We start from the raw sequence: 23,827 nt of genomic DNA, 5'->3' as shown, positions 1-23,827 counted from the left end.
AGACCTGCCCGGAGTGCTTATGCCCAGCCCGTTTGCCATATTTCTGCTGACCGCCATCTGCTATCTGGCTGCAGGCCTGATCGGTCAACTGCTGGCTATTCCACCGGGATTCGCATCGGTTGTATGGCCCGCAGCGGGTATCGCTCTGGCGCTGACGCAACGCTTTCCTGGCAGCGCTACTTACGCTGGCATTTTCACTGGTTCCTGCCTGATCAATATTCTGATCGCTACCCAATTTCTCGCCAGCACTGAAGATATCGTCATCTGGCCCGCCGTTGTGATCGGCATCGGTGCAACCTTGCAGGCCATGGTCGGCAGTACCCTGTTTCAGCGATTTATAGGCAAGCCGGATGTCCCCAGTGCACCTCGGGCCATCGCCTTATTTGCGACTGTTGTTGCCGCAGGCAGCAGTCTGGTAAACAGCTCCATCGCCACCCTGACGCTGTACAGCACAGGCTTTACTGAAGCCGCCATGACAGGCTTTACCTGGGTAACCTGGTGGGTAGGCGATAGTATTGGCATTCTGCTGTTCACTCCGCTGCTGCTGACCCTGATCAGCCCGCGTATCCGTGTCAGTCGCCGCTTACAGGTAGTATTACCAACCTTACTGCTATTCGCCGTGGTTATGATTCTGTTTGCCGTTTCACAAAGCCACAACCGGGCTGAACTGCAGCGTCATTTTGACGATAGCGCGGGCAACCTGGCGCGACAGATAGAAAACAAACTCCATATCGCCGAGAAGAAGCTGATCGCATACTCAGCACTGTACAACGCTTCCAGCTATGTCAGTCGCGATGAATTTAATGCTTTTTCGGCATTGATTCTGGGCGATGACTCAGCACTTCATGGTATTGGCTGGACACCCATCATTCCTCATGCTGAGCGCGCAAAGTTCGAACGCACGATGCGCAAGGAATTTCCCGGATTCTTTATGACCGAGCTGACCAGTGGCGGCAACCTGATTCCGGCCAGTGTGCAGAGCGAGTACTATCCGGTTGTTTATATTTATCCGTTCGAAAAAAACATGCGTGCATTCGGCCTCAACCTGGGAGCAAATCCCAGCCGGTTGGAAGCATTAAAAAGTGCGAAGAAACTGAAGCGCCCGGTAGCAACAGCACCTATTGTTCTGGCACAGGAAAACCAAAACCAGAAAGCCACCATCGTCTACATGCCCATTTTCGATATTCTGGAAAGAGCAGAACGGCCCGATGGCATGACGCCATTCATCGGTTACGTCAGTGGTGTACTGCGGCTGGAAGCATTATTGAAGGAATACTACAGCGCTGCCCAACGGCAGGGGATTGCTATCAGTATGTCGGACGAAACTGACAGCAACAATCCGGACTTCTTTTACATTTCCGACGATCGGACTCAGACGTCCTATGAGCCTTTTATTTATCACACAACCTTTGGCGAGCGGAATTACCATATTGAGATGACGGCCAATACCGATATTCATCCAGCCCAGCGTGACTGGAACAGCTGGCTGATTATTACCGGTGGTTTGCTGATTACCGCCTTGTTTCAGATATTTATTCTTCTGGTTACCGGAACCGTTGAGCACGTCAGCAATGAAGTGCGTCGCAAAACGTCAGAGTTACGTGACGCAGTGCAGCAAGCAAACAGTGCCAGCAAAGCCAAATCTCGTTTCCTTGCGAATATGAGCCATGAATTACGCACGCCGATGAATGCTATTCTCGGTTTTATTTACCTGTGTCTGAAAACACCACTGACAGCTCAGCAACGCAGCTATCTGGAAAAAAGCCAGATGGCATCGGAAACATTACTAGCACTGATTAATGAATCGCTGGATTACGCGAAAATTGAAGCGGGCCAGCTGCAGCTGGAACAAGCCCAGTTTGACCTCATCACTCCCCTGAAAAAAATCCATGCTTTGTTTGATCTTAAAGCGAGCGAAAACGGCATAGACTTCCGCATTAAATTTGACAGTAATATTCCAACCACTGTCTATGGTGATGAATTACGCACCGAGCAGATTCTGATTAACCTGCTGAGCAATGCCTTTAAGTTCACCGAAAAAGGCAGTATTACGGTACACCTTAAATACCAATGGCAGGAGCAGATGCTGTTTCTCACGGTCAGCGACACGGGTATTGGCTTAAGCAAGGAACAGATACCACATTTATTTGAAGCATTTCGCCAGGCCGACTCATCCACCAGTCGCCGTTATGGCGGCACAGGACTGGGGCTGAGCATCAGCCGTGAACTGGCACTACTGATGGATGGTGATATATCCATTCAGAGCGAGAAAGGACAAGGCAGTGCATTTACCGTTACCCTCAGGCTACCGAACATCGGCCAGTCTTGTCTGAGTTTGCCGGACTTCAGCACCGAGGAGAACACAGAGCAAGCGACATCGGCATTTAAAGCTTCCGATAGCCAGGGAGACCAGCCATTAGAGGGCTGTCGATGCCTGCTGGTTGAAGACGTACCACTGAACCAGATGCTGGCGGAAGAGTTACTTATGCAGATGGGCGCCGATGTGGTTGTCGCCGACGATGGACTGATCGCTATCAACAAACTGAATGAGGGCCTGCGCCCGGATGTCATTCTGATGGATCTGCAGATGCCGGTCATGGACGGCTTTGAAGCTACCCGGCAGATAAAGGGCAATTACAAATATCGCGACATCCCGATTCTGGCAATGACCGCCAACGCCATGGAGCAGGATGTAGAAGCCTGTCGCGCTGCCGGGATGGCGGACCATATCGCCAAACCGATTGATGCGGCAGAAATGCTGCGCAAAATTCTCGCTAACCTGCCGCAGCAGTAATCACGATCAGAAGCCGCCGAAAGCACCGCCTTTTTTCGGAAACCCTGGTGTTTCGTGCAGAACAATCAGACCTTTCATATCAATACGACAGTGCGCGTAGCTGCGCCGCTCCCGCGTCTCTATATTCAGGAAAACGTCATAGAACTCGCGATTCTCGCGGGTCGAAAGGTGGTCGAGGGAAATATCCACATTTGGAGCCAGTACTGCCCGACTGTAGTCACGACAGTGATCAATGGCATCACTGAGATTATGAACATCCCCCTGAGGGCTGGGGTCGCAACCACTGATAAACAGTGGTGCAACCAGCCAGAGCAAACGATGCTTCATAGCAAAGGAACCGGAGCTGAAAGATTACCTTCAGTGTAGCCCCGCTTCGCAGGAATGCCCGTTACAGATCGGACAGAAACGCCATGTACATATCTGCCGTTTCACCAGGCATTTCAACCATAGGCATATGGCCAATACCTTCGAAAACATGCACTTTCAGATCCGGTACTCCAGCCTGCCATACACCCACAGAGCTGACATGCAGTAACTTGTCCTGATCTCCCCACCACAGCATGGCCGGCGCTTTCAGCTCAGACAGACGCTCTTCCAGGTAATCACTGCTGTGAAAATCCTCGAAGATTTTTTTCAGCTGCTCGCGGCGTGACTCATATTTCTTACCTACGGCTTCGAGCACAATGTCCGGCACGATCGGTGGCTGTTCCATGGTCATAGCATAGAACTGATCGAACTCTTTACGGTTGTGAATGATGAACGGGTTACGGCCTTCGGCCAGCATCTTCATCATCATGCTCGGTTCTGGTGACATTACTCCAGCCGGATCAATCATGGTTGCCGACAGCGTATTCTGCGGATAGTTAATCGCAAACGTGGCCGTCAGAAAGCCGCCCATAGAGTTACCAATAACATGCGCGGCAGCGACATCGAGCGTTTTCAGTAAACGCGACAGGCGGTCTGCCTGCGCTGGCATGCCGTAGCTCCACTCTTCGCTGTACGGGCTTTCACCATGACCGGCCATGTCCGGAATAATGATGTCGTAATCACTGGTCAGATGACGGGCAAAACGCAGCCATACGGTTTTATCAGCACTGTAACCATGCAACATGACCACTACAGGTTTACCCGGGTTTTCGTTGCGGTAGTAAGACAGCGTCATATCACCGATATCAGCCTGATGTTCTTTAAAGCCGTACAGAGAAGCTTCGGTGGCCATCGCCTGATGGTAAATCCAACCGCCCACTTCGGCGTAATTGCCCCGGATAATGCCAAATGCCAGTGCGGCCACCATGGGGATGGCCAGTAACAGGATTTTCTTCATATCTGCGCCTTTTATTATTTTGGTATGAATGTAGGTTTATACAAAATTATGATCTTTTTCGCGGAAGTTTTTCGTCCAGCGGCGGAAGGTAAAGCTGAAGCCAGGGAACATCGCGATCACCTTACCGCTTTTGCTTTTATACCAGCTATTACAGCCCCCCTGATGCCAGACCGTCTTTTCCATTTCCTTATGAATATGTGTGGTATAGCTTTCTTCCGCTTCTTCACGTACTTCAATCAGTTGTTTACCACGCCCCTGTACTTCTTCGATAGCCCGCATAATGTAATTCATTTGCGCCTCAATCACGAAAATTGCAGAGGTATGGCCAATCCCGGTGTTCGGGCCGGTAACAATAAACAGGTTAGGGAAGCCCGGTGCCGATGTTCCCAGATAGGCACGCGGGAAGTCCGACCAGACATCACTCAGAGTTTTACCATCACGCCCCACTACCGGGTAGGAAATAACGCCGTCAGTAGCATCATAACCGGTGGAGTAAATGATCAGATCGAGATCCACCTGTTCGCCCTGTGAGGTCCGGATACCACCGGCATTGATTTTGTCGATGCCATCCGTTTTGTCATGCAGCGTCACATTCTCACGACAATACGCCGGATACAGAGTGTCTGACAGAATGACCCGCTTACAGCCAATGGTGAAGTCAGGTGTAACTTTTGCCCGCAGTACAGGATCTTTAATCTGCTTTTTAATGTGTGCCCGCGCTTTGCGCGCTGCGAGCAGCTCCAGCATGGTTTTCGAATATTTAAAGCCAATGACGCGGGTTTCCAGTCCCCAGTAAATCGCTTCGCGCAGCATGCGGTAAACAAAGCGATTCTTTAACAGCTTACGCTGCCAGCCCTTGAATACGTAATCCGGGCGCGGCATCACCCAGTGCGGTGAGCGCTGGAAAATATGCAGCTGGTCAACGTCGGGGGCGATGGTCGGAATAATCTGCGCAGCACTGGCACCACTGCCGATAATGGCTACTTTTTTACCACGGTAATCGTAGGAATGATCCCAGTGATTGGTGTGAAACGCCTTTCCTTCGAAGCTATCGCGTCCTTTAAAATCCGGAATAACCGCTGTGCTCAGTGGGCCTGAGGCGTTAATGATGAACTTCGCCTGTATTGGCTCTCGCCCTTCAACGTCGATGTCCCACTGGCGGCTGTCTTCATTCCAGGCGATTTTCTGTACATTGCTACCGGTCAGCGTCTTTTCGCGCAGCCCGTGCTTGTTAATAACGTAATTGGTGTATTGCTGCAGCTCATCCTGCTCGGCAAACATCTGCGACCAGTCGTAAGGTTCCGATTCAATCGAATAGAGTGGCGACTGCACATCCACCGCGGCCCCCGGATAGGTATTCTGTGCCCAGGTACCACCCATAAACTCACGGCGTTCAAGAATGACGTAATCGTTCATTCCGCGCTCGCTCAGTCGGATTGCAGCACACTGCCCTCCGAAACCACTACCGATAATGACTACGGTATACGCAGACATAGCAATACTCCCCATCCGGTGGCACCTGGCCACGCGTTCTTGTTTTATCTGTCATGTGAAGACGTCTGTCGTCACTTTACTTCTGACGACACATGTCGTCAAATAGCCGGATGAGTCATTTTCAGACAAAAAACACGCAAACAGAGCCCGCAAACCCGACCACAACCGGGCGGGTATACGCCGGCCAGACACAGGACGAGCGACGCCAGCTGCGCCGCCAGCAGTTTCTGGAGGCCGGCCTTGAAGTGTTTGGTACCGATGGTTTCCGCCATGCCACCGTACGCAGCATCTGTCGCCAGGCACAACTGACCGACCGTTATTTCTACAGCGAGTTTGGCAATCTCGAAGGGTTGCTGCGTGAGGTATATAACCTCTGCATGGATGGCATCTACCAACGCCTGATGCTGGTGTTCAAAGACAGTTCCAGCCGGTCCGATATGGCCGCGCTGGTCGATGAGGCGCTGCTGACCTTCTTTTCGGTTATGGAAGACAGTCGTGTGGCTCGCGTCTGTATGATGGAGCTGGAAGGGGTCAGTGAAGAAACCAACGCCCACTATCTGGGCTATATCCGCCGCTTCGCCCTGCTGCTGATCAACCTCTCACGCAGTGTGCATCCACACTGGCGCATAACAGATGAAGAAGGCGAAATGCTGGGGATTGCACTGGTTGGTGCTATGCGTCAGATCACCACCCGCTGGCTGCAGGAGAATTATGCAACCAGTCGCGACAGCGTGGTGCTGAGCGGCAAACGCATTGTGATGGGGCTGGTACTGCAACTGCAGTCGGAATCCAGCCCCGGCTGATATCAGCGGCCCTGTAAAACAGCGGCAGGCACCGATTCCAGATGCAGGCTGCGGGTTGGGAAGGCGCAATCTGCACCGTGGCTGTGAATCACTTCCAGTACCTTCAGCAATACGTCCTGCTTAATCTCATGGAAACGAACCCAGTCTGTGGTGCGGGTAAAGGTGTAGATAAAGAAATCCAGGCTGGACTCACCAAAACTGTTGAAGTTCACAATCATGGTTTGATCCTGATCGATCTCCTGATGCTCGCGCAGCATTCTGCGCACATCGTCCATAATCACCGACAGCTTCTGTGCATCCTGATAACGAATACCCACCGTTTCGTAAATACGGCGGTTTTGCATGCGTGACGGGTTTTCCACCGTAATGGTGGTGAACACCGAATTCGGTACATACAGAGGACGTTTATCAAAGGTACGGATACGGGTCACACGGAAACCAATGTGCTCAACCGTCCCTTCAATGCTGCGGTCCGGTGACCGAATCCAGTCACCTACCCGAAACGGACGATCCATATACACAATCATGGAACCGAAGAAGTTTGCCAGCAGGTCTTTGGCTGCCATACCAACAATCAGACCACCGACACCACCAAAGGCCAGAATGCCGGAGATGGAAATACCCAGCAGCTGAAACACCGGCAACACAATAAGTACGGTCACCGTCAGCTTGGCAACTTTTCCCACCAGCTGCACAGTAGTCGGATCGGTCCCCTGATGCAGCTGACGCTCTTCAGCGCGGTTAATCAGCCGCCATAACGCCCAGGCGACCAGAATAATAAGCGACAGCTGACGTACTACCGGGATGCTGGTCACTATCTCGGACGAAAAGTGGCGGGCACTGATATCGCCGACCCAGGTCGCACCGATGACCACAATCATCCAGCTGACCGGCACGCCGATGGAAGCTACCAGAATATCGTCCCACTGATTGTTGGTACCACGCACCAGACGCAACAGCGTGCGACGAAACATGCGCCACAGAAACCCTGCCAATAAGGTAAAGCCGAGGGCGATACTGACATCCCAGAACCAGTCATAGTTCTGCTGAACCAGATCATTCCACCATTCCACTACCAGACTCCTTTCTTAGCCCATACGCTGGCGCACAACCTCAAACAGGCAGACGCCAGTGGCCACGGATACATTCAGCGAGCTGACCTCACCAGCCATCGGCAGGTTGGTGAGAAAGTCACAGTGCTCGCGGGTTAAACGACGCATGCCCTGCCCTTCTGCCCCCATCACGATGGCAATCGGTCCCTTCAGATCATGCTGATACAAACTCTGCTCTGCCTCTCCGGCGGTGCCGATAATCCAGATGCCACGTTCCTGCAATTCTTTCATGGTACGTGCGAGATTCGTAACCTGAATATAAGGCACTGCCTCGGCAGCACCGCACGCCACTTTCGCGGCAGTCGCATTTAACGGTGCCGACTTATCTTTCGGCGCAATAACCACGTGCGCACCGGCCGCATCGGCAGTACGCAAACAAGCACCCAGGTTATGCGGGTCGGTGACGCCATCAAGAATCAGCACCAGTGGCGTACCCTCGATACCATCGAGAATATCCGGCAGGTGTTTTTCGCTGCGGTTCTGCACCGGCTGACGCCAGGCGATCACACCCTGATGATTACCTTCATCGGCTTTCTGGTTCATCAGGCCTTTATCCGCTTCGCGAATATCCAGCCCCAGCGACTGCGCCAGTTCCAGCACCTTTTGCATGCGCTGGTCATGACGACCTTTTACCACCCAGAGTTCGACCACTTTTTCCGGACTACGCTGCAACAGCGTAGTGACCGCATGCAAACCGTAAACGGCTTCCAGTTTCATCGTTTAATCAGCCTTTTTTCTTTTTAGCGCTTTTCTTAGCGCTGGTTTTCGCCGGCTTTTTCACAGCGGGCTTTTTGCTGTCTGCTTTCTTTTTCGCATTCAGCTTCTGACGCTTGCTCGGCTTGGCTTTTTTCTTTTTGCCTTTATCGTCTGTTTTTTCAGTTTTTTTGCGGCGTCCGGGAGCCAGTGTCACTTCGTCACTTTTGCTACCGGCCTGACGCTCACGACGACGCGGCAGGCGTGCCGGTGTTGGCAGATCACCACCACGATCACGATTCATTGGCGCAGTAGCCAGCTCGAAGTCGACTTTACGGTCGTCAAGATCAACACCGGTGACACGCACCCACAGTTTGTCGCCCAGACGGAAGCTACGGCGGGTACGTTCACCAACCAGACGATGTTTCACCGGATCGAAGTGGTAATAGTCGTTGGCCAGACCACTGACGTGCACCAGACCTTCCACATAGACATCGCTCAGTTCAACGAATAAACCAAAACCGGTAACGGCAGTGATCACGCCTTCGAAGGTTTCACCGACGCGATCCTGAATGTATTCACACTTGAGGAAATCAACCACATCGCGGGTGGCATCATCAGCACGACGTTCGGTCATCGAACAGTTTTCGCCCATGTGCACCATGGCACCGGTGTCGTACGGGTAAATCTTATTGTGGGCCAGCGGCTTGGCACCGTCGGCACGTTTCACATGCTTACACTCCCGTTCACTGCGGATGACGCTGCGGATACCACGATGCACCAGCAAATCCGGGTAACGACGGATTGGCGAAGTGAAATGCGCGTAAGCGGTATAGGCCAGTCCGAAGTGGCCTTCGTTTTCCGGCTGATACACGGCCTGACTGAGCGAGCGCAACAGTACCGTCTGAATCAGATGCGAATCCGGGCGGTCGTGAATTTGCCCCAGAAGCTGCTGATAGTCCTTCGGCGAAGGATCTTTGCCATGCGCCAGAGTCAGCCCCATTTCACCGAGGAATGAGTGCAGGTTTTCCAGCTTCTCAGCGCTTGGACCATTGTGCACACGATACAGCGTCGGCACGCTGTAGCGATCGAGAAAATCGGCAGCGCACACGTTGGCCGCCAGCATGCACTCTTCAATCAGCATGTGTGCAGCATTACGCTGTACCGGCACAATTTCCTGAATCTTACGCTCGGAGTCGAACACGATACGGGTTTCAACCGAATCAAAATCCATCGCGCCACGCTCTTCACGCTTTTCACGCAGCAGCTGGAACAGGCTGTACAGATTGTCGATATGAGGAACAACATCGCGGTAATGCTCACGCCAGGTCAGACCTTCATCGGTCATTGGCTGCTCGAGCATTTTCCATACTTTGTTGTAGGTCAGACGGGCGTGGGAATGAATGATGCCTTCCATAAAGTGGTAGCCGGAAATTCGGCCCGCTTTGGAAATAGTCATTTCACACACCATCACCAGGCGATCAACTTCCGGGTTCAGCGAGCACAGGCCGTTGGATAATTTCTCCGGCAGCATGGGTACCACGAACTCAGGAAAATACACCGAGTTACCACGCAGCTGCGCTTCTTTATCCAGCGCCGAATGCACCTGTACGTAATGCGAGACATCGGCAATAGCAACGAACAAACGCCAGCCGCCGGTATTACGGTTTTTCTCGACATACACAGCATCGTCGAAGTCTCTGGCGTCTTCACCATCGATGGTGACGAACGGCAGATGACGCAGATCGATACGGTGTTTTTTATCTTTGTCTTTTACCTGATCAGGCAGTTTTTTGGTTTCTACCGCGACCTCATCAGGCCATTCGGATGGAATGTTATGGCTGCGAATTGCCACTTCGATTTCCATGCCCGGCGCCAGATGGTCACCCAGAACTTCAATTACCTCACCCATCGGCAGACCACCTGCCTGAGGCTGTTTGGTAATCTGCACTACCACGAACTGGCCGTGCTGTGCACCTTTGCGACCTTCCGGTGGCACCAGCACTTCATTGGACACACGTTTGTTGTCTGGCTGCACCACGCCCACACCTGCCTGATCGAAATAACGACCAACGATTTGCTGCGTATTGCGCTCCAGCACTTCCACAATTTTGCCTTCCGGACGGCCTTTGCGGTCTTTGCCCAGAATCTGTACCGCCACGCGGTCGCCATGAAAAACTTTGCTCATCTGACGATTAGACAAATACACATCGTCGGCGCCATCGCGCAGGACAAAACCAAAGCCATCGCGATGCCCCATCACCACACCGGTGACCAGATCGACTTTTCGCAGCGGGGCAAATTGATTACGGCGGTTGCTGATCAGCTGGCCATCGCGACACATGGCGATCAGACGGCGACGCAGGGCTTCCACACGATCCTCATCGGTTTCCCCAAGGTGTGCGCAGACCTGCTCATGACTGGCCGGATGGCCGATATTTTCCAGCAGCATCAGCAGCGCTTCGCGGCTGGCTACCGGGTTTTCGTATTTCTGTGCTTCAGCCGCGGCATTCGGATCGTGAATCAGTGTTCCGTTGCCTGGCGTATTATTGGAATCCGTCAAAATACGGCTCCTTTTGCAAGTGAGCCCTCAGTATAACGTCATAGGGCTTTAAAGTTGATTTGTGCCGAATCCCGGCTCTTTCCGGCCGCAGCCAGATTATCAAGGTATTCCTGCCACAGTGCTTGCTGGTTGTCACACAGGTGGCGCAGATAACTCCAGTCGTACAGACCTGAATCGTGGCCGTCATCAAACACCAGTTTCAGTGCGTAGTTGCCAGCGGGTTCAATGCGTAGCAATACCACATTTTTCTTACCCGTCTGCAACACACCATTGCCAATACCATGACCACGTACTTCGGCGGAGGGCGAATAAACCCGCAAAAACTCGTACGACAACTGATAGGCAACATCGCCATAGGTCAGTTCAAGACAACGACTGTTTTTCTTCACTTTGATGGAGGTTGGAATCACACACATGCCACTTATGTCAGGAGAAAAAAACAAGCAGATCTGCCACCAGCCTCTACACTCAGATATGGGTCTTTCCAATTTGAAAGACGAGTCAGGGCCCGTGATTTACCTGATCGCACCAGTTTACTATTGCAACCATCAGGCTGCCTATGACTACTTTACGCAATATCACCATCAAAGCACGTCTTTGGCTGGTTCTGGCCGCTGCAGTACTGTGCGTACTGCTGGTAGAAGTACTGGCTCTGGAGCATCTGCACACATCCATGATGGACAGCCGCAAGCTGTCAGTCCGGCTGCAGGTTGAAAATGTCTACAGTCTGGTCAGTCACTACTACACCCTGAGTCAGGAAGAAGGACTGTCAGAAGCCGAAGCCAAAGAGCTGGCACTGAAGAATATCAACAAGCTGCGTTACAACGAGAAAGAATATTTCTGGGTCAATGACAAAACACCGACCATGGTGATGCACCCGATTAAACCCGCTCTTATCGGCAAGGACCTGAGCGGAATGAAAGACCCGAATGGCAAGTTCCTGTTTATGGACATGGTGAAGGTCGTCTCCGGTAAGGACAAAGCCGGCTACGTCAATTACGAGTGGCCGAAACCAGGCCATGATGACCCACAACCCAAAGTCAGCTATGTGAAACTGTTTGAGCCGTGGGGCTGGATCATCGGTACCGGGGTTTACACAGACGATGTGATGACCGAATTTATCAGCGATGCTACCGATGTCATCATTACCACCGTGGTTTTTATCGCCCTGCTCATCGGTGCGATTATTCTGATCCTCAACAGTATCCGCACTCCCCTGCGCAATGTGGCCATCGCCATGCGCGAAATTTCCAAAGGTGAAGGTGACCTGACGCAACGCCTGCCGATCAGAGGCGATGACGAAATTACCGCCATTGCCCGTGCCTTTAATCTGTTTATTGAACGTATTCAGGTACTGGTTACCGAGAGCAAATCCACCTCCGAAGTCCTCGCCAGCCTGACCCGGAACCTGTCGCAGATCAGTAGCGCGACCCGTCGCCTCACCGACGACCAACTGCAGCAAACCGACCTCGCCGCCACCGGTTCAAATGAAATGAGTCAGACCATTCACGAGGTTGCCGACAACGCCGAACGTGCCGCTGCCGCAGCCCGCGAAGTGGCAGACAGTGCAGAGCGCGGTAAAAGCACCATGGCAACCACACAACAACGTATTGGTCAGCTGGCTGCCGACATTCAGAAATCAAGTTCAGTCATTCAGGGATTACGGGCAGAAACCGAATCCATTGGTTCTGTACTGGACGTGATTCGCGGCATCGCAGAACAAACCAACCTGCTGGCACTGAACGCCGCTATCGAGGCCGCCCGTGCGGGTGAACAGGGGCGCGGTTTTGCGGTCGTAGCAGACGAGGTTCGCACCCTGGCATCGCGCACTCAGGAGTCGACCGAAGAAATTAATAAGATGATTACCCGCCTGCAGGATCAGGCCGCAACAGCGGTAAAATCCATGGAGGAAAATGCGCACAACTCAGAAAATACCGCAGCCAGTTCGCAGCAAGCGCTGGATGCGATTTCTTCCATCAGTAATGCGGTTAATACCATTACCGAGATGAACCTCAGCATTGCCAGTGCAGTGGAAGAGCAAAGTGCTGCTGCCAATGAAATCAGTGGCAACGTGGTACGCATAGCCGAATCGTCCGGCAACATCGCTGACAACATGCGTCAGGCCGATGAGTCCAGCAGCAAACTGGCGGAGAGCAGCAATACGCTGGTATCGCTGATTGAACGCTTTAAAGTCTGACCTTCGGGCATAAAAAGCGGCCACGGGCCACTGCTGTCCCACAGTTTTAAAGATATCGGTTTTCTATAAACGACTTTTAAATCCGCAATGCCTGCTGCCTCCCAGGGGGACTTACCGAGCGTCGGACCGCCCCTGGCCGGCAGGACCGACCCCAGCTTTTCGCTTCTGGAGCGTTACCCCTCATTCTCTCGATTTTTCAGGCCACGCGCCCATGCGACATCCCTGTCGCCGTCCGCTCGTCGGGCATCCATGCCTGGCGGACCAGAAAAATCATCGTTCATATCGGCGCTCCAGGATGCGAAGAGTGGCTTTCTCTATGCTGCTTTTTACTACGACGCCATTGCTGAATTTCAGTCAGAGACATGACATTCAGATTCTGCGTGACGTTTGAAATAAGGCGGTGAGGTTAACTAACACAGCGCCTCTGGGCTCGCCGCAGAAAGCGTAGATATTTCCGACCTGCCCGAAGGGACTCGGGCAAGCGGCCCCGGCCATGGATGGCCGATGGGGCGCGAGGTCAGGAAATATTGAGGTTTCAAGGGTAAACGAGCCAGGACAGCGCGAAGCGGGCCGGTTTTTGCTCCTGCAAAACCTGCATTTCCGCCATCCATGGCGGTCAGGAGTCACGCCCGTCCGGCGAGAGGGGCGGTCCGACGTTTCGGAAGGCCCCTCTATGAGGACAAGGGGCCTGGAATATCTCGCATAAGTTCAAATAAAAATTTGTGGGACAGCAGTGGGCCATTGGCCGCTTTTTTTATGCTTTAAACATTACAGAATAAACTGACTGAGATCCTCATCCCGAGCCAGGGTACCCAACTGCTGCTCAACATACGCAGCATCAATGTTTACTCCACCATTCATATCCGTTGCATCAAAGGACACCTGCTCCAGCAAGCGCTCCATAATGGTATGCAAACGACGAGCACCGATATTCTCTGTGCTTTCATTCACTTCAAAAGCAATCTGCGCCAGGCGTTCGATAGCGTCGTCGGTGAAGTCGATATCAACGCCTTCCGTTTTCAGCAGTGCCTTGTACTGCGTGGTCAGTGACGCGTTCGGCTCCGTCAGGATGCGTTTAAAATCTTCCGGTGTCAGCGCTTCCAGTTCGACACGAATTGGCAGTCGGCCCTGCAGTTCCGGAATCAGGTCAGAAGGCTTGGATAAATGGAAAGCACCCGAGGCAATAAACAGAATATGATCGGTTTTCACCATGCCGTGCTTGGTGCTGACGGTGCAGCCTTCAATCAGGGGTAACAGGTCGCGCTGAACACCTTCGCGAGAAACGTCACCACCACTGCCGGACTCCTGACGCTTAGCGACCTTATCAATCTCGTCGATAAAGACGATACCGTTCTGCTCGACCAGTTCCAGAGCACGGGTTTTAAGCTCTTCCATATTCAGCAAAGACGCAGCTTCTTCATCTTTCAGCTGCTTCAGCGCATCCTTGATTTTCAGTTTGCGCTTGGTTTTCTTGTCACCGCCCAGGCTGGAGAACATGTTCTGCAGCTGAGAAGTCATTTCTTCCATGCCAGGAGGTGCCATGATTTCCACGCCAACATTCACCTGAGCCAGATCGATTTCAATTTCTTTATCATCGAGCTGACCTTCGCGCAGCTTCTTACGGAATACCTGACGAGTAGAACTTTCTTCCGGCTTCGGCTCTTCGGTGGTATCCCAGCTCTGCGATGGTCGTGCTGGCGGCAGCAGGGCATCAAGAACACGCTCCTCAGCTGCCAGTTCTGCACGACTGGCAACCCGTACCATTTCCTGCTCACGCAATAACTTGATACCGGTTTCGACCAGGTCGCGGATAATGGCTTCCACGTCTTTACCAACGTAACCCACTTCGGTGAACTTAGTGGCTTCGACTTTGATAAACGGAGCATTCGCCAGCTTGGCTAAACGACGGGCGATTTCTGTTTTACCGACACCGGTCGGGCCGATCATCAGAATATTTTTTGGTGTTACTTCTTCGCGCATTTCTGCCGGCAGCTGCATACGACGCCAGCGGTTGCGCAGGGCAATCGCTACAGCACGTTTGGCGTTGTGCTGACCAATAATATGGCGGTCCAGTTCATGGACAATTTCACGGGGGGTCATCTGACTCATGATTTATTCTCCGCTCGCCAGTCGTTCGATGGTCAGGTTGCTGTTGGTGAACACGCAGATATCGGCGGCGATGTTCAGACTTTTTTCGACAATCTCGTTGGCGCTCAGCTCGGTGTTATCCAGTAATGCACGAGCTGCTGCCAGCGCATAATTGCCACCGGAGCCGACGCCGATAAGATCATTCTCTGGCTGCAGAACATCGCCGTTACCGGTAATGATCAGCGATGCGGTTTCGTCCGCTACCGCCAGAATCGCTTCCAGCTTGCGCAGAGCCCGATCCGAGCGCCACTCTTTCGCCAGCTCAACCGCTGCACGGGTCAGCTGCCCCTGATGTTTCTGCAGTTGTGCCTCAAATTTTTCGAACAGGGTAAATGCATCGGCGGTGCCGCCAGCAAATCCGGCCAGAACCTGACCGTTGTATAGACGACGCACCTTACGTGCGTTGCCTTTCATAACTGTGTTGCCCAGTGAAACCTGTCCGTCGCCACCAATGACCACTTCGTTACCACGGCGTACGGATACAATCGTTGTCATGACTCTGTACCTGATTGTTTAAGCATGAACTTCCGATATGGGGGCCATGAAAGCTAAATCAAGGGCCGTGGCAGACGGTTGTCAAAGGCGGCCACAGAGCCGATACTCGCGCCTTTTCCGTTGTGAATTCAGGACAGCACATGAAAATCGCAAAAGATACGGTCGTGCAACTGCACTACAGCCTGTTTGATGCCGAAGGCAACATGATCGAAAGCACCACTCAGGGAAACCATAAAGACCCGGTTGCCTACCTCCATGGTCACAACAACATGATTAAAGGCTTTGAGAGCGAAGTTGAAGGGATGGAAGCAGGCGCCGAAGGCAGCTTCACCCTGGCTCCGGCTCAGGCCTATGGCGAACGTCACGATAACGCCGTAGCACGGGTACCGGTTAAGCATCTGCAGGGTGCCAAAAACTGGAAAAAAGGCATGACGGCCTGGGTGGAAACCGATCAGGGTACCCGCCAGGTGACGATCGTGAAAATGGGTCGCTTTATGGCCGACGTCGACACCAATCACCCGTTAGCAGGCAAGACTCTGCGCTTTGATGTACGCATTGAAAGCGTGCGCCATGCGACGCCGGAAGAGATTGACCACGGCCATGCACACGGCGTTGGCGGCCACCAGCACTGATCAGTGTCTGAGCAGGAACACTGAGTTCTGCTCAGCCCGGATTTAAGCGCCTGAGGGTGGCGGATGGCGTGTAGCAATTTGCCAGACCATCCGCTATTCTCGATTCATCATTAAGAGAGCCAGAGGCTCACTTTGTTCAAGGAGAGGAAAATGAAATTTCGCGCCGCTTTTGCTGTAGCAGCATCTGCCCTTCTGGCCGCTTGTGCCTCCAACCAACCGGTTAAAGAGCCTGTCGCTGAGTGTGTATTCGCTGACGGTTCAAGCCAGCCAGCGCCTGTATGGGTTTGTGGTGCTCCGGTTGACGGCATTGATCTGACGGCTGTTGGCTATGCCGATAAATCCGCTGCAGGTCCTAACTTCATGAAGCAAATGGCTGCCACAGCTGCCCGTGTTGAACTGGCTCAGACCATGAAGGTCGAAGTTCAGAACATGATCAAGCAATACGCTGAAACCACCGGTACCGGTGATGCTGAGACCGTTGATCGTGTAAACACCTCGGTGACCAAGCAAATCACCAAGGAAACCCTGGTGGGTTCCAAGATCTTCCGTCAGATGCCAACCCCAACCGGTGGTATCGTAGTACTGGTTGGCTTAGACGCTGACACCGTAAACAAACTGGCGGAGCAAGCCATTAAAACGTCCATGAACAATGAACGCGCTCTGTGGCAGAAATTTCAGGCCGAGAAGTCATTTGACGAACTGGCCAGCGAAATTGCCAACATGCAGTAAGCACGTGTTCACGTGATGATTAAGCCGGCTTTTATGCCGGCTTTTTTGTGGCCCGCCACAAGTGGGCTGCTGTCACCATTTCCGGAAGGATCCTTTATGAAATATCTGGCACCACTTGCCTGCCTGTCATTGCTCAGCGGCCCGACACTGGCGGACGATTACCAGGACTGGCTGAACAAAACCCGCTCGGATTTCCAGAGCTACCTTGATGAAAATGACAAAGCCTTCGTACAGTTTCTGCAGAACAAATGGACACCGGTAGACGTACGTCCGGCCCAGCAAAGAGATCCTGAGCCTAAACCTGTCGAACCGCCACAGGCGCCCATCGATCAGACCGTGGAAAACGACGTCCCTGCTGCAGACAGCGAGTTGACCGATAATACGCCAGCAGAAACTCCAGGGCTGCCTCTGCCACCAGCGGAGCCATCGCAACCGGTTGAGGAGCCGCAGGTTACCCTGCCGCAGATACCGCAACCTCAGCCGGACAGTACATCAGCCCAAAGCCGTAAACCGGCCTTTACCTTTTACGGTTCCCCCGTCTATGCAGACACACCGACGGCTTTTCACAAAACCTATCGCGGCAAGCTGAACAGTAAAAACATCGCAGCCTACTGGACCACGCTGGCGTCCTCCGACCACAAGGGTACGGTTGCCAGTCTGCTGGCCAGTGCGGACGAGCTGCAGCTGAACAGCTGGGGAACCGCTCTGCTGTTCGACCGCTACGCTCGCAGCCTGCACCGCGACGACAACAGTCGTGTGCTGCTCAGCTGGTTTCTGCTGGTGAAGGCCGGCTTTGATGCCCGCGTTGCCTACAACGATAAAGTTCACCTGCTGATGACTGCCGATCAGGCGCTGTTTGGTGTGACGTATTTCCGTCTCGATGGACACACCTATTACGCTGTTAACCTGAACGACAAACCACTGGCGCCGGGCAAAGTCTTTACCTATGAAGGGCAGCACGACAGTGGCAGACAGGCACTGGATTTCAGCGAGCCGGTACGTTTTGTCCCCGCTGGTGACAACGAAGAAAAAACCTTTTCATTTCACTACGCAGACCAGCAGTACAGTATCCGTCTGAGCTATCCGCAGCGTTACGTCAGCTACTTTGCGTCCTACCCACAACTATCGTTACCGAACTACTTTAAGGCTGGCCTGCCGGCGGTTACCGCCCAGTCGCTGCTGGATCAGCTGAAACCTGTGGTCGCCGGACAGAGCGAAAAAGAGGCGGTAAACCGCCTGCTGCGTTTCGTCCAGACGGCTTTCAGTTATCGCACCGATGATGAGCAGTTCCATGAAGAGAACTACCTTTTTCCGCTGGAAACACTGCACTATCCGTACTCAGATTGTGAAGATCGCGCCGCCCTGTTTGCCTGGCTGACAGAATCTCTGCTCGGACTCGATGTGGTGATTCTGGATTACCCGGGCCATGTTGCCACCGCGGTGGCATTCAATGGTGATGTAAAGGGTGATCAGTGGCCGCTGAATAACCGCCGTTATGTGGTGGCCGACCCGACCTATGTGAATGCCAGTGTCGGCATGACCATGCCTGCATATGCTGGTGTGCGCCCGACCATTCATACCTTCTGATGCACTGAGTAGTTTTCATCCGCTGCTCCGGGGGCTACCCTTAGCCCCCGAACTCAAACCGTGAAGAGAATCCTGTATGTCGTTGTCCGTGGCCGTTGTGCCGGTAACTGCCTTTGCGCAGAACTGCACCATTCTGAAGTGCAACAAGACTAATAAGGCGGCCATTGTCGATCCGGGTGGAGATATTGATCGTATTCTGCAGCAAATGCAGGCCATGGACGTTATTCCAGAAAAAATCCTGCTGACCCACGCCCATATTGACCACGCCGGCGGTACTGCGGAGCTGGCACGCACACTGAATCTGCCAATCGAAGGTCCGCACGAGGGGGATTTGTTCTGGATTCAGGGGCTGCCGCAACAGTCCGCTATGTTTGGTTTTCCGGCGGTAGAAACCTTTACTCCGGACCGCTGGCTGAACGACAACGACACGGTCAGTGTTGGTGATGTTACCCTGCAGGTAATTCATTGCCCGGGTCATACTCCAGGGCATGTGGTGTTTTACAGTGCGAATGACCAGCTGGCGATTGTTGGCGATGTGATTTTTCAGGGCTCCATCGGACGCACGGATTTTCCCCAGGGAAATCACGCCCAGCTGATTGAGTCCATTCGCGAGAAGCTGTTTCCGTTAGGCGACGACGTCACATTTATTCCGGGTCACGGCCCGGAATCGACTTTCGGCCATGAGCGCCGCAGCAATCCGTTCGTATCAGATCACCGCGGCTGAGGTGGTTATTCTTTAATGACCTTTACCGGTTCCAGCAGGTCCGGTAAAGCGTAGGTTTCCGCCTGTGGCAATTGCGATGTCTGAATACGGCTCAGACGATTTGCCCGGGCCCGGCTTTCCTGCATGACATCGTCCAGCTGTTCGTTGTAGATATCCAGCCAGGTACGGGAACCCGGTACCATACGCGCAAGATCACGCATGCCCTGCTTCAGGGTTTCCAGATAGCGCTGGTGACTCTGTTCCTGTTCCAGCATCAACGCCTTAAACGTCGATGAGTTACTGGTTTCCAGCAGCTCACGCGCTTTTATCAGGCTTTTCTCGTAGCTGATGGCGGCATCTTTCAGAATGCCAACCTCACGCTCGAGTTTGGCGAATTCTTTTTTATCGACGTACACCACATCCGGCTGAATCAGATTCACAATGGTCAGAGTAACGGCTGCCGAAATAGCGACAACCGCCAGTGCTGCCATGATCAGCAGAACCAGTCGGTTGGTGCTGACCATTTCTTCCAGAGCACTGAGGCGCTGGGCTTCTGTCAGTGTTTCTTCTTCGTCTTGTCTCGGCACGGGTAACTCTCTTTTAACAATTCTGCTCTAAAGTCTAGTTACAATTCACACACTCTGCCAATGATGGCCAGTGGTGAAAAGTGGCCACTTTGCTGGCCTTGTCATCGCCATGCACAGCAACAGTAATTGCAGTCATGGCCACGGCGCGCAAGGATGATTAACCACGCAGGGAGGAGCCGCTATGGATACAACCGCTTCAGCCAGCAAGATCAGCGACGATGCACGCCGTTTACTGGGTACACTGAGTACCCAGGCGGGCGATATAGAGGCAGCCTTCAGCCACCACTATCAACAGACGCTGCACAGTTTGCGTCAGACCCAGGGCGATGATGCTCTTGAGACCCTGGAAAACACCCTGCGTTCCCTGCGTCAGGCACGGCAACATTTGCTTCATCCCGCTGCGGAAACTGAACCGCAGATCAATACACCAGAGAGTGACATCCCCGGGCCTGCCGACATCGCACCACAACTGTCAGAAAGCCGTAATCAGCCGCTGACGGCACCACAGGCTGCGCGACACAGTGAGCGTTCCGATATAACCCACAGACTGCTCAGTCTGACGGCAGTGATTATGTTTGTGATGCTGACGGCAACGAGTGGCTGGTTTATCAATCATCTGCAGCAGCAGATTGTGCAGCTGCAGGATATCAGCGAGGCACAGACACAGCAACTGGTTCGGATGCAGGACATTCATCTGGGTGAGCGGCGTCAGTGGCTGGCGCAGCAGGATTTACAGCAACGCCAGATCATCCGCCAGCAGGATGCTATTGAACAGCAGCACAACCAGTACACCAGCCTGCAGCAACAGCTGGCACACAGAGAACAACAACTGGTGGCACTGGAAGCCAGCAGCCGCCAGCAGCAACAGCATATCCAGCATCTCAACCGGGTTTCCGATCAACTGATCAGCAGTCTGTGTGATGACAGCGCCAGCCTGTCACCGGCGGTGGGATCACATATGCGCGCCGATTACCTGCAGCGTTGCAGCAACAGTTGGCGCCTCGCAGCGCAGTAGCTCGGCAACGTCCACATAGTGCCCGTGGGCGTCTCTTGCTATGCTTATGCCATACCCACCAACCAGGTCTGTTCCATGTCTGCGAACATCCGTCATTGGTTGCGGCAACGGGCCAATATGCCGCAACAGAATTTCCGTCTGTTCGTGATGGGCGCATTCGTATTTTTTCTCGGTGTGGCCACCATCATTCTTTCCAATAAAATGATGCTGCCCTCGCTGCGTCAGGAACTGATGGTCATGCTGGGACTGGTCGTTGCTGTTGTGGGTGGAGCCGCTGCGACTCTGGGCTATTTAGCCCTCAGTCTGCTGCGCCTGTTTACTCTGTTTGATAAAAAAGATGACTGAATTTTTTCCCGATATTGAAATTTACCTGATGAAGCCGGATTTCCAGCAGGTTCAGGACTGGCTTACCCAGGAATTTACCCAGCTGCAAACCGTTGCCAGCCGCGATGGTTTTTCTCACTGGAAAATCAGCTGCGGTGACGAGGAAATGGATGTATTCCTCAATGACAAGGCTGAAAAAAGTTTTGCCAGCCTGTGGTTCAAGCAGAATAAAACATCATGGCCAACGGACCTCGATTGCGCCCGCGCAGCACATAAAGCGCTGGGTATCGAAATCCGCTGTTCCGACAGTGGCTGGAAAGAAGAAGACGGTGAGAATGACGACGGCTGGATCAAGCTGATCCGTGGTGAAGAGAAGCCTGTGCACTGGTAATCAGCTCACAGGCTGATATTTCAGGGGACCAGTACGCGTAGTGCGGTACTTTCCATCTCCAGAGTCAGCGGCAGTGTCGCCAGCGAATCACCATCAGCCTGCACCGGCTCAGGAACGGCATTCTGATCTTTGTCATGCACGATTACCTTACGCGCCGACACAGAGCGAATGCCTGGCATTTTTTCCATTATTCCCAACGGTAACCCCAGTAATACCAGCAAAAAGTGCAGCGGGTTGCGACCGGAAATCATCAGCACCTGGGTGTCAGCTTTGCCCAGACCCGCCTGACGCGAAATCACAAACGAGCCGCCGTAGTAACGACCATTGGTAATGACGACCGAGTTGGCCTCATGGCGTTCGCCATCAACGTCCAGCACATAGGTTTTGGAACCGAAGCGTCGAAGTTCTTTCAGCATCGACAGCACATAAGCCAGCTTGCCGACTTTCTTTTTCAGCTTCAGATTAACCTTATCCACTACCCAGGCGTCGTAGCCGATACCGGCCATCAGCATAAAACGGCGACCATTCACCCTTCCCGGGTAGACAGTTGTTTCCTTGCCAGCGGTAATGATATCCACAATCTGTTGCAACTGACGCTGCACACCGAGTTCCATCGCCAGTACATTGGTGGTCCCGGTCGGAATCAGAGCCAGACGGTAACTGTCACTGTTGCGTTCACTCAGACCGTTGACCACTTCATTCAATGTGCCATCACCACCGGCCACGGCAACCACATCCAGTGGCCCACTGTACTGCTGTAAAAAACGGGTCGCATCACCGGCACAGCGCGTCGGATACAGGCTGACATCCCAACTGAGCTCGCGCAGCGACTGAGCCACCTGCTCAACAAACGCCTGACGTCCCTGGCCAGAAGCCGGATTGAAAATAATTAACACCGCTGACACCGGTTTCCTCACCTGCTGCGTACTGAAAGGCGGCAGTATACCCTGAATAGCGCCCTCTGCTATTCTCCTCAAAGACACTTGCATTTGATAATCATTATCATTAGTGTAATAAAAAATACAGTCTGGGGCTGATCATGAATGCCAACGCGGTACACCAACCTCTCTGGGCCCGAACCCATGCGACTCAACAGAAGCCACTACTGCTGAGTGTCAGCACTGACAGCAGTGGAAATCCGCTGCTGGGGCTGGAACAGGACATCGCCAATCCTGACCAACGCTATCCGCAGGAACAATGGCTCAATGACTATCTGGACCTGGGGCTGGAAGAAGCCGCGAATGCTGGCAACAAAGGACTGAAGCCTTTACAGGAAAGCTGGCTGATACGCCTGTACGCGACGTTGCGCAGTGCGGCTGTTTGTCCTGCCGCTCCGCAGAGCTGGCGCCAGCTTTGTTTTGATTATCTCTATCAGCCATTTTTTGCATTGCAGGACATGTATCAGCAAAGCCCGGTTAACCGAACCAAGCTATACAGTCTGCGCCGCGAGTTTGCCGCACTGGAGCGTATTCTGCAGTGCGACTGAGAAAAGGGATTGAGGGTGCAGGGACGCAATCTTCAATAGACTGATGTGTAACAGGCATAAGGTAAGTATTGCTGCTAACATTCACGCAGTACGCACAAGGAAACCGTATCAAATGCCTGATATCGCCGACCGGGAAACTGTTCTGCTGCAGATCCGTAAAGCCAAGACGGCTCATTTACGCTGGCGTGCATATGCCATGGCACTGAGCTCCGGTTACGCAGTAGAAGAAGGTCAGCTGCCACTGCAACCTACCGAGTGTCAGTTCGGGTGCTGGTATTACGGTGCGGGGCAGGAATTAAAGAACCTGCCTGCGTTTAAAGCGATTGAAGCACCTCATCAACGCTTACATAAAATTTATAGCGATATTTTTCAGCAGTTATTTGACCAGCCGGAACCGCCGTTCTGGAAGAAACTGCTGGGATCCACCACCACCCTGACCACCGCTCAGGATGTTGAAGCCCGCATAGACGAATTGACGGCATGCTCTCGTGAGATGCTGGAAAATCTTGAGGCGCTGGAGAAACAGATTGCTTCAGAAATGCTATAAAAAAGCCGGCAATTGCCGCACTGCTGTCCCACAGTTTTAAAGATATCGGTTTTCTATAAACGACTTTTAAATCCGCAATGCCTGCTGCCTCCCAGGGGAACTTACCGAGCGTCGGACCGCCCCTGGTCGGCAGGACCGACCCCAGCTTTTCGCTTCTGGAGCGTTCCCCCTCATTCTCTCGATTTTTCAGGCCACGCGCCCAT

23 protein-coding genes are annotated in these 23,827 nt (G+C 53.1%); 12 read left to right on the top strand and 11 right to left on the bottom strand.

Annotated features, from left to right (window positions below; all coding sequences use genetic code 11):
• The first annotated feature begins 19 nt into the window (after positions 1 to 19).
• A complete protein-coding gene (locus tag I9W95_RS11845; RefSeq protein WP_225675127.1) occupies positions 20 to 2,794 on the top strand; it encodes a CHASE domain-containing protein in 2,775 nt (924 codons plus the stop codon).
• A 6-nt stretch (positions 2,795 to 2,800) separates the two neighbouring features.
• Here the strand turns inward: I9W95_RS11845 and I9W95_RS11840 are convergent, their stop codons facing one another.
• From I9W95_RS11840 to I9W95_RS11830, 3 genes are all read right to left on the bottom strand, one after another.
• Positions 2,801 to 3,121 (bottom strand): hypothetical protein, encoded by a 321-nt coding sequence (locus I9W95_RS11840; protein ID WP_225675125.1) that lies wholly within the window; start codon positions 3,119 to 3,121, stop codon positions 2,801 to 2,803.
• 61 nt (positions 3,122 to 3,182) lie between these two features.
• The gene (locus I9W95_RS11835) at positions 3,183 to 4,118 is read right to left on the bottom strand and encodes an alpha/beta fold hydrolase (protein WP_225675123.1); all 936 of its coding nucleotides are present in this window, start codon (positions 4,116 to 4,118) and stop codon (positions 3,183 to 3,185) included.
• Between the two features lie 36 nt (positions 4,119 to 4,154).
• Positions 4,155 to 5,612 (bottom strand): flavin-containing monooxygenase, encoded by a 1,458-nt coding sequence (locus tag I9W95_RS11830; protein WP_225675121.1) that lies wholly within the window; start codon positions 5,610 to 5,612, stop codon positions 4,155 to 4,157.
• 110 nt (positions 5,613 to 5,722) lie between these two features.
• Between I9W95_RS11830 and I9W95_RS11825 the strand changes: the two genes are divergently transcribed.
• A complete protein-coding gene (locus I9W95_RS11825; protein ID WP_225675119.1) occupies positions 5,723 to 6,415 on the top strand; it encodes a TetR/AcrR family transcriptional regulator in 693 nt (230 codons plus the stop codon).
• Between the two features lie 2 nt (positions 6,416 to 6,417).
• On the opposite strand, the gene I9W95_RS11820 is transcribed toward I9W95_RS11825, so the two are convergent.
• The 4 genes from I9W95_RS11820 to I9W95_RS11805 are packed head-to-tail and all read right to left on the bottom strand — an operon-like array spanning position 6,418 to position 11,199.
• Positions 6,418 to 7,488 (bottom strand): mechanosensitive ion channel family protein, encoded by a 1,071-nt coding sequence (locus tag I9W95_RS11820; protein ID WP_225675117.1) that lies wholly within the window; start codon positions 7,486 to 7,488, stop codon positions 6,418 to 6,420.
• A 15-nt stretch (positions 7,489 to 7,503) separates the two neighbouring features.
• Positions 7,504 to 8,244, bottom strand: a complete 741-nt coding sequence (gene rlmB, locus I9W95_RS11815) for a 23S rRNA (guanosine(2251)-2'-O)-methyltransferase RlmB (protein ID WP_225675116.1) — start codon at positions 8,242 to 8,244, stop codon at positions 7,504 to 7,506.
• Positions 8,245 to 8,251: 7 nt separating this feature from the next.
• On the bottom strand, positions 8,252 to 10,783 hold the full coding sequence (gene rnr / locus I9W95_RS11810) for a ribonuclease R (RefSeq protein WP_225675114.1): 2,532 nt from the start codon (positions 10,781 to 10,783) through the stop codon (positions 8,252 to 8,254).
• A 38-nt stretch (positions 10,784 to 10,821) separates the two neighbouring features.
• Positions 10,822 to 11,199, bottom strand: a complete 378-nt coding sequence (locus tag I9W95_RS11805; protein WP_225675112.1) for a gamma-butyrobetaine hydroxylase-like domain-containing protein — start codon at positions 11,197 to 11,199, stop codon at positions 10,822 to 10,824.
• Positions 11,200 to 11,342: 143 nt separating this feature from the next.
• Between I9W95_RS11805 and I9W95_RS11800 the strand changes: the two genes are divergently transcribed.
• The gene (locus I9W95_RS11800) at positions 11,343 to 12,980 is read left to right on the top strand and encodes a methyl-accepting chemotaxis protein (protein WP_225675109.1); all 1,638 of its coding nucleotides are present in this window, start codon (positions 11,343 to 11,345) and stop codon (positions 12,978 to 12,980) included.
• 768 nt (positions 12,981 to 13,748) lie between these two features.
• Here I9W95_RS11800 and hslU read toward each other — a convergent pair.
• Positions 13,749 to 15,089 (bottom strand): ATP-dependent protease ATPase subunit HslU, encoded by a 1,341-nt coding sequence (gene hslU, locus I9W95_RS11795; protein WP_225675107.1) that lies wholly within the window; start codon positions 15,087 to 15,089, stop codon positions 13,749 to 13,751.
• Between the two features lie 3 nt (positions 15,090 to 15,092).
• Entirely contained in the window at positions 15,093 to 15,623 is a 531-nt protein-coding gene (gene hslV / locus I9W95_RS11790; protein ID WP_225675106.1) for an ATP-dependent protease subunit HslV, read from the bottom strand.
• Between the two features lie 140 nt (positions 15,624 to 15,763).
• Between hslV and I9W95_RS11785 the strand changes: the two genes are divergently transcribed.
• The 4 genes from I9W95_RS11785 (at position 15,764) to I9W95_RS11770 (ending at position 19,295) form a co-directional block, all read left to right on the top strand.
• Positions 15,764 to 16,255, top strand: a complete 492-nt coding sequence (locus I9W95_RS11785) for an FKBP-type peptidyl-prolyl cis-trans isomerase (protein WP_225675104.1) — start codon at positions 15,764 to 15,766, stop codon at positions 16,253 to 16,255.
• Positions 16,256 to 16,405: 150 nt separating this feature from the next.
• Positions 16,406 to 16,984 carry an LPP20 family lipoprotein gene (locus tag I9W95_RS11780; RefSeq protein ID WP_225675102.1) on the top strand — a complete coding sequence of 193 codons (579 nt, stop codon included), beginning with the start codon at positions 16,406 to 16,408 and terminating at the stop codon, positions 16,982 to 16,984.
• Positions 16,985 to 17,080: 96 nt separating this feature from the next.
• Positions 17,081 to 18,571 carry a superantigen-like protein SSL4 gene (locus I9W95_RS11775; RefSeq protein ID WP_225675100.1) on the top strand — a complete coding sequence of 497 codons (1,491 nt, stop codon included), beginning with the start codon at positions 17,081 to 17,083 and terminating at the stop codon, positions 18,569 to 18,571.
• Positions 18,572 to 18,647: 76 nt separating this feature from the next.
• On the top strand, positions 18,648 to 19,295 hold the full coding sequence (locus tag I9W95_RS11770) for an MBL fold metallo-hydrolase (RefSeq protein WP_404818752.1): 648 nt from the start codon (positions 18,648 to 18,650) through the stop codon (positions 19,293 to 19,295).
• Positions 19,296 to 19,300: 5 nt separating this feature from the next.
• Here I9W95_RS11770 and I9W95_RS11765 read toward each other — a convergent pair whose 3' ends face one another.
• Positions 19,301 to 19,861, bottom strand: coding sequence for a hypothetical protein (locus I9W95_RS11765; RefSeq protein ID WP_225675098.1), 561 nt, complete (start codon positions 19,859 to 19,861; stop codon positions 19,301 to 19,303).
• Between the two features lie 181 nt (positions 19,862 to 20,042).
• Between I9W95_RS11765 and I9W95_RS11760 the strand changes: the two genes are divergently transcribed.
• The 3 genes from I9W95_RS11760 to I9W95_RS11750 all read left to right on the top strand — a co-directional run bounded on the left by I9W95_RS11760 (position 20,043) and on the right by I9W95_RS11750 (position 21,591).
• Complete coding sequence (locus I9W95_RS11760) at positions 20,043 to 20,876, top strand: hypothetical protein (RefSeq protein ID WP_225675096.1); 834 nt, start codon at positions 20,043 to 20,045, stop codon at positions 20,874 to 20,876.
• Positions 20,877 to 20,951: 75 nt separating this feature from the next.
• Positions 20,952 to 21,221: a hypothetical protein gene (locus I9W95_RS11755; RefSeq protein ID WP_225675094.1), complete on the top strand. Its 270-nt coding sequence runs from the start codon at positions 20,952 to 20,954 to the stop codon at positions 21,219 to 21,221.
• Entirely contained in the window at positions 21,214 to 21,591 is a 378-nt protein-coding gene (locus I9W95_RS11750; RefSeq protein WP_225675092.1) for a hypothetical protein, read from the top strand. Before I9W95_RS11755 ends, I9W95_RS11750 begins: the two co-directional genes overlap by 8 nt.
• A gap of 20 nt (positions 21,592 to 21,611) precedes the next feature.
• Here the strand turns inward: I9W95_RS11750 and I9W95_RS11745 are convergent, their stop codons facing one another.
• Positions 21,612 to 22,496, bottom strand: coding sequence for a diacylglycerol/lipid kinase family protein (locus I9W95_RS11745; RefSeq protein ID WP_225675090.1), 885 nt, complete (start codon positions 22,494 to 22,496; stop codon positions 21,612 to 21,614).
• Positions 22,497 to 22,630: 134 nt separating this feature from the next.
• Here I9W95_RS11745 and I9W95_RS11740 point away from each other — a divergent pair, with 134 nt between their 5' ends.
• Positions 22,631 to 23,077, top strand: a complete 447-nt coding sequence (locus I9W95_RS11740) for a hypothetical protein (RefSeq protein WP_225675088.1) — start codon at positions 22,631 to 22,633, stop codon at positions 23,075 to 23,077.
• Between the two features lie 112 nt (positions 23,078 to 23,189).
• Entirely contained in the window at positions 23,190 to 23,624 is a 435-nt protein-coding gene (locus I9W95_RS11735) for a CZB domain-containing protein (protein WP_225675086.1), read from the top strand.
• The last annotated feature ends 203 nt before the right edge of the window (positions 23,625 to 23,827 follow it).

Source organism: Thalassolituus marinus, assembly GCF_020320395.1.
Lineage (GTDB): Bacteria > Pseudomonadota > Gammaproteobacteria > Pseudomonadales > Oceanobacteraceae > Venatoribacter > Venatoribacter marinus.
This window is presented reverse-complemented; position numbering and strand designations above follow the sequence as displayed.

Bases quoted from the DNA above. Each gene is read 5' to 3' on its own strand.
- hslU (WP_225675107.1), bottom strand. From the start codon at position 15,089: ATGAGTCAGATGACCCCCCGTGAAATTGTCCATGAACTGGACCGCCAT.
- I9W95_RS11780 (WP_225675102.1), top strand. From the start codon at position 16,406: ATGAAATTTCGCGCCGCTTTTGCTGTAGCAGCATCTGCCCTTCTGGCC.
- I9W95_RS11805 (WP_225675112.1), bottom strand. From the start codon at position 11,199: ATGTGTGTGATTCCAACCTCCATCAAAGTGAAGAAAAACAGTCGTTGT.
- I9W95_RS11735 (WP_225675086.1), top strand. From the start codon at position 23,190: ATGCCTGATATCGCCGACCGGGAAACTGTTCTGCTGCAGATCCGTAAA.
- I9W95_RS11770 (WP_404818752.1), top strand. From the start codon at position 18,648: ATGTCGTTGTCCGTGGCCGTTGTGCCGGTAACTGCCTTTGCGCAGAAC.
- I9W95_RS11800 (WP_225675109.1), top strand. From the start codon at position 11,343: ATGACTACTTTACGCAATATCACCATCAAAGCACGTCTTTGGCTGGTT.
- I9W95_RS11750 (WP_225675092.1), top strand. From the start codon at position 21,214: ATGACTGAATTTTTTCCCGATATTGAAATTTACCTGATGAAGCCGGAT.
- I9W95_RS11775 (WP_225675100.1), top strand. From the start codon at position 17,081: ATGAAATATCTGGCACCACTTGCCTGCCTGTCATTGCTCAGCGGCCCG.
- hslV (WP_225675106.1), bottom strand. From the start codon at position 15,623: ATGACAACGATTGTATCCGTACGCCGTGGTAACGAAGTGGTCATTGGT.
- I9W95_RS11760 (WP_225675096.1), top strand. From the start codon at position 20,043: ATGGATACAACCGCTTCAGCCAGCAAGATCAGCGACGATGCACGCCGT.
- I9W95_RS11835 (WP_225675123.1), bottom strand. From the start codon at position 4,118: ATGAAGAAAATCCTGTTACTGGCCATCCCCATGGTGGCCGCACTGGCA.
- I9W95_RS11740 (WP_225675088.1), top strand. From the start codon at position 22,631: ATGAATGCCAACGCGGTACACCAACCTCTCTGGGCCCGAACCCATGCG.
- I9W95_RS11845 (WP_225675127.1), top strand. From the start codon at position 20: ATGCCCAGCCCGTTTGCCATATTTCTGCTGACCGCCATCTGCTATCTG.
- I9W95_RS11785 (WP_225675104.1), top strand. From the start codon at position 15,764: ATGAAAATCGCAAAAGATACGGTCGTGCAACTGCACTACAGCCTGTTT.
- I9W95_RS11755 (WP_225675094.1), top strand. From the start codon at position 20,952: ATGTCTGCGAACATCCGTCATTGGTTGCGGCAACGGGCCAATATGCCG.
- rlmB (WP_225675116.1), bottom strand. From the start codon at position 8,244: ATGAAACTGGAAGCCGTTTACGGTTTGCATGCGGTCACTACGCTGTTG.
- I9W95_RS11825 (WP_225675119.1), top strand. From the start codon at position 5,723: ATGAGTCATTTTCAGACAAAAAACACGCAAACAGAGCCCGCAAACCCG.
- I9W95_RS11830 (WP_225675121.1), bottom strand. From the start codon at position 5,612: ATGTCTGCGTATACCGTAGTCATTATCGGTAGTGGTTTCGGAGGGCAG.
- I9W95_RS11840 (WP_225675125.1), bottom strand. From the start codon at position 3,121: ATGAAGCATCGTTTGCTCTGGCTGGTTGCACCACTGTTTATCAGTGGT.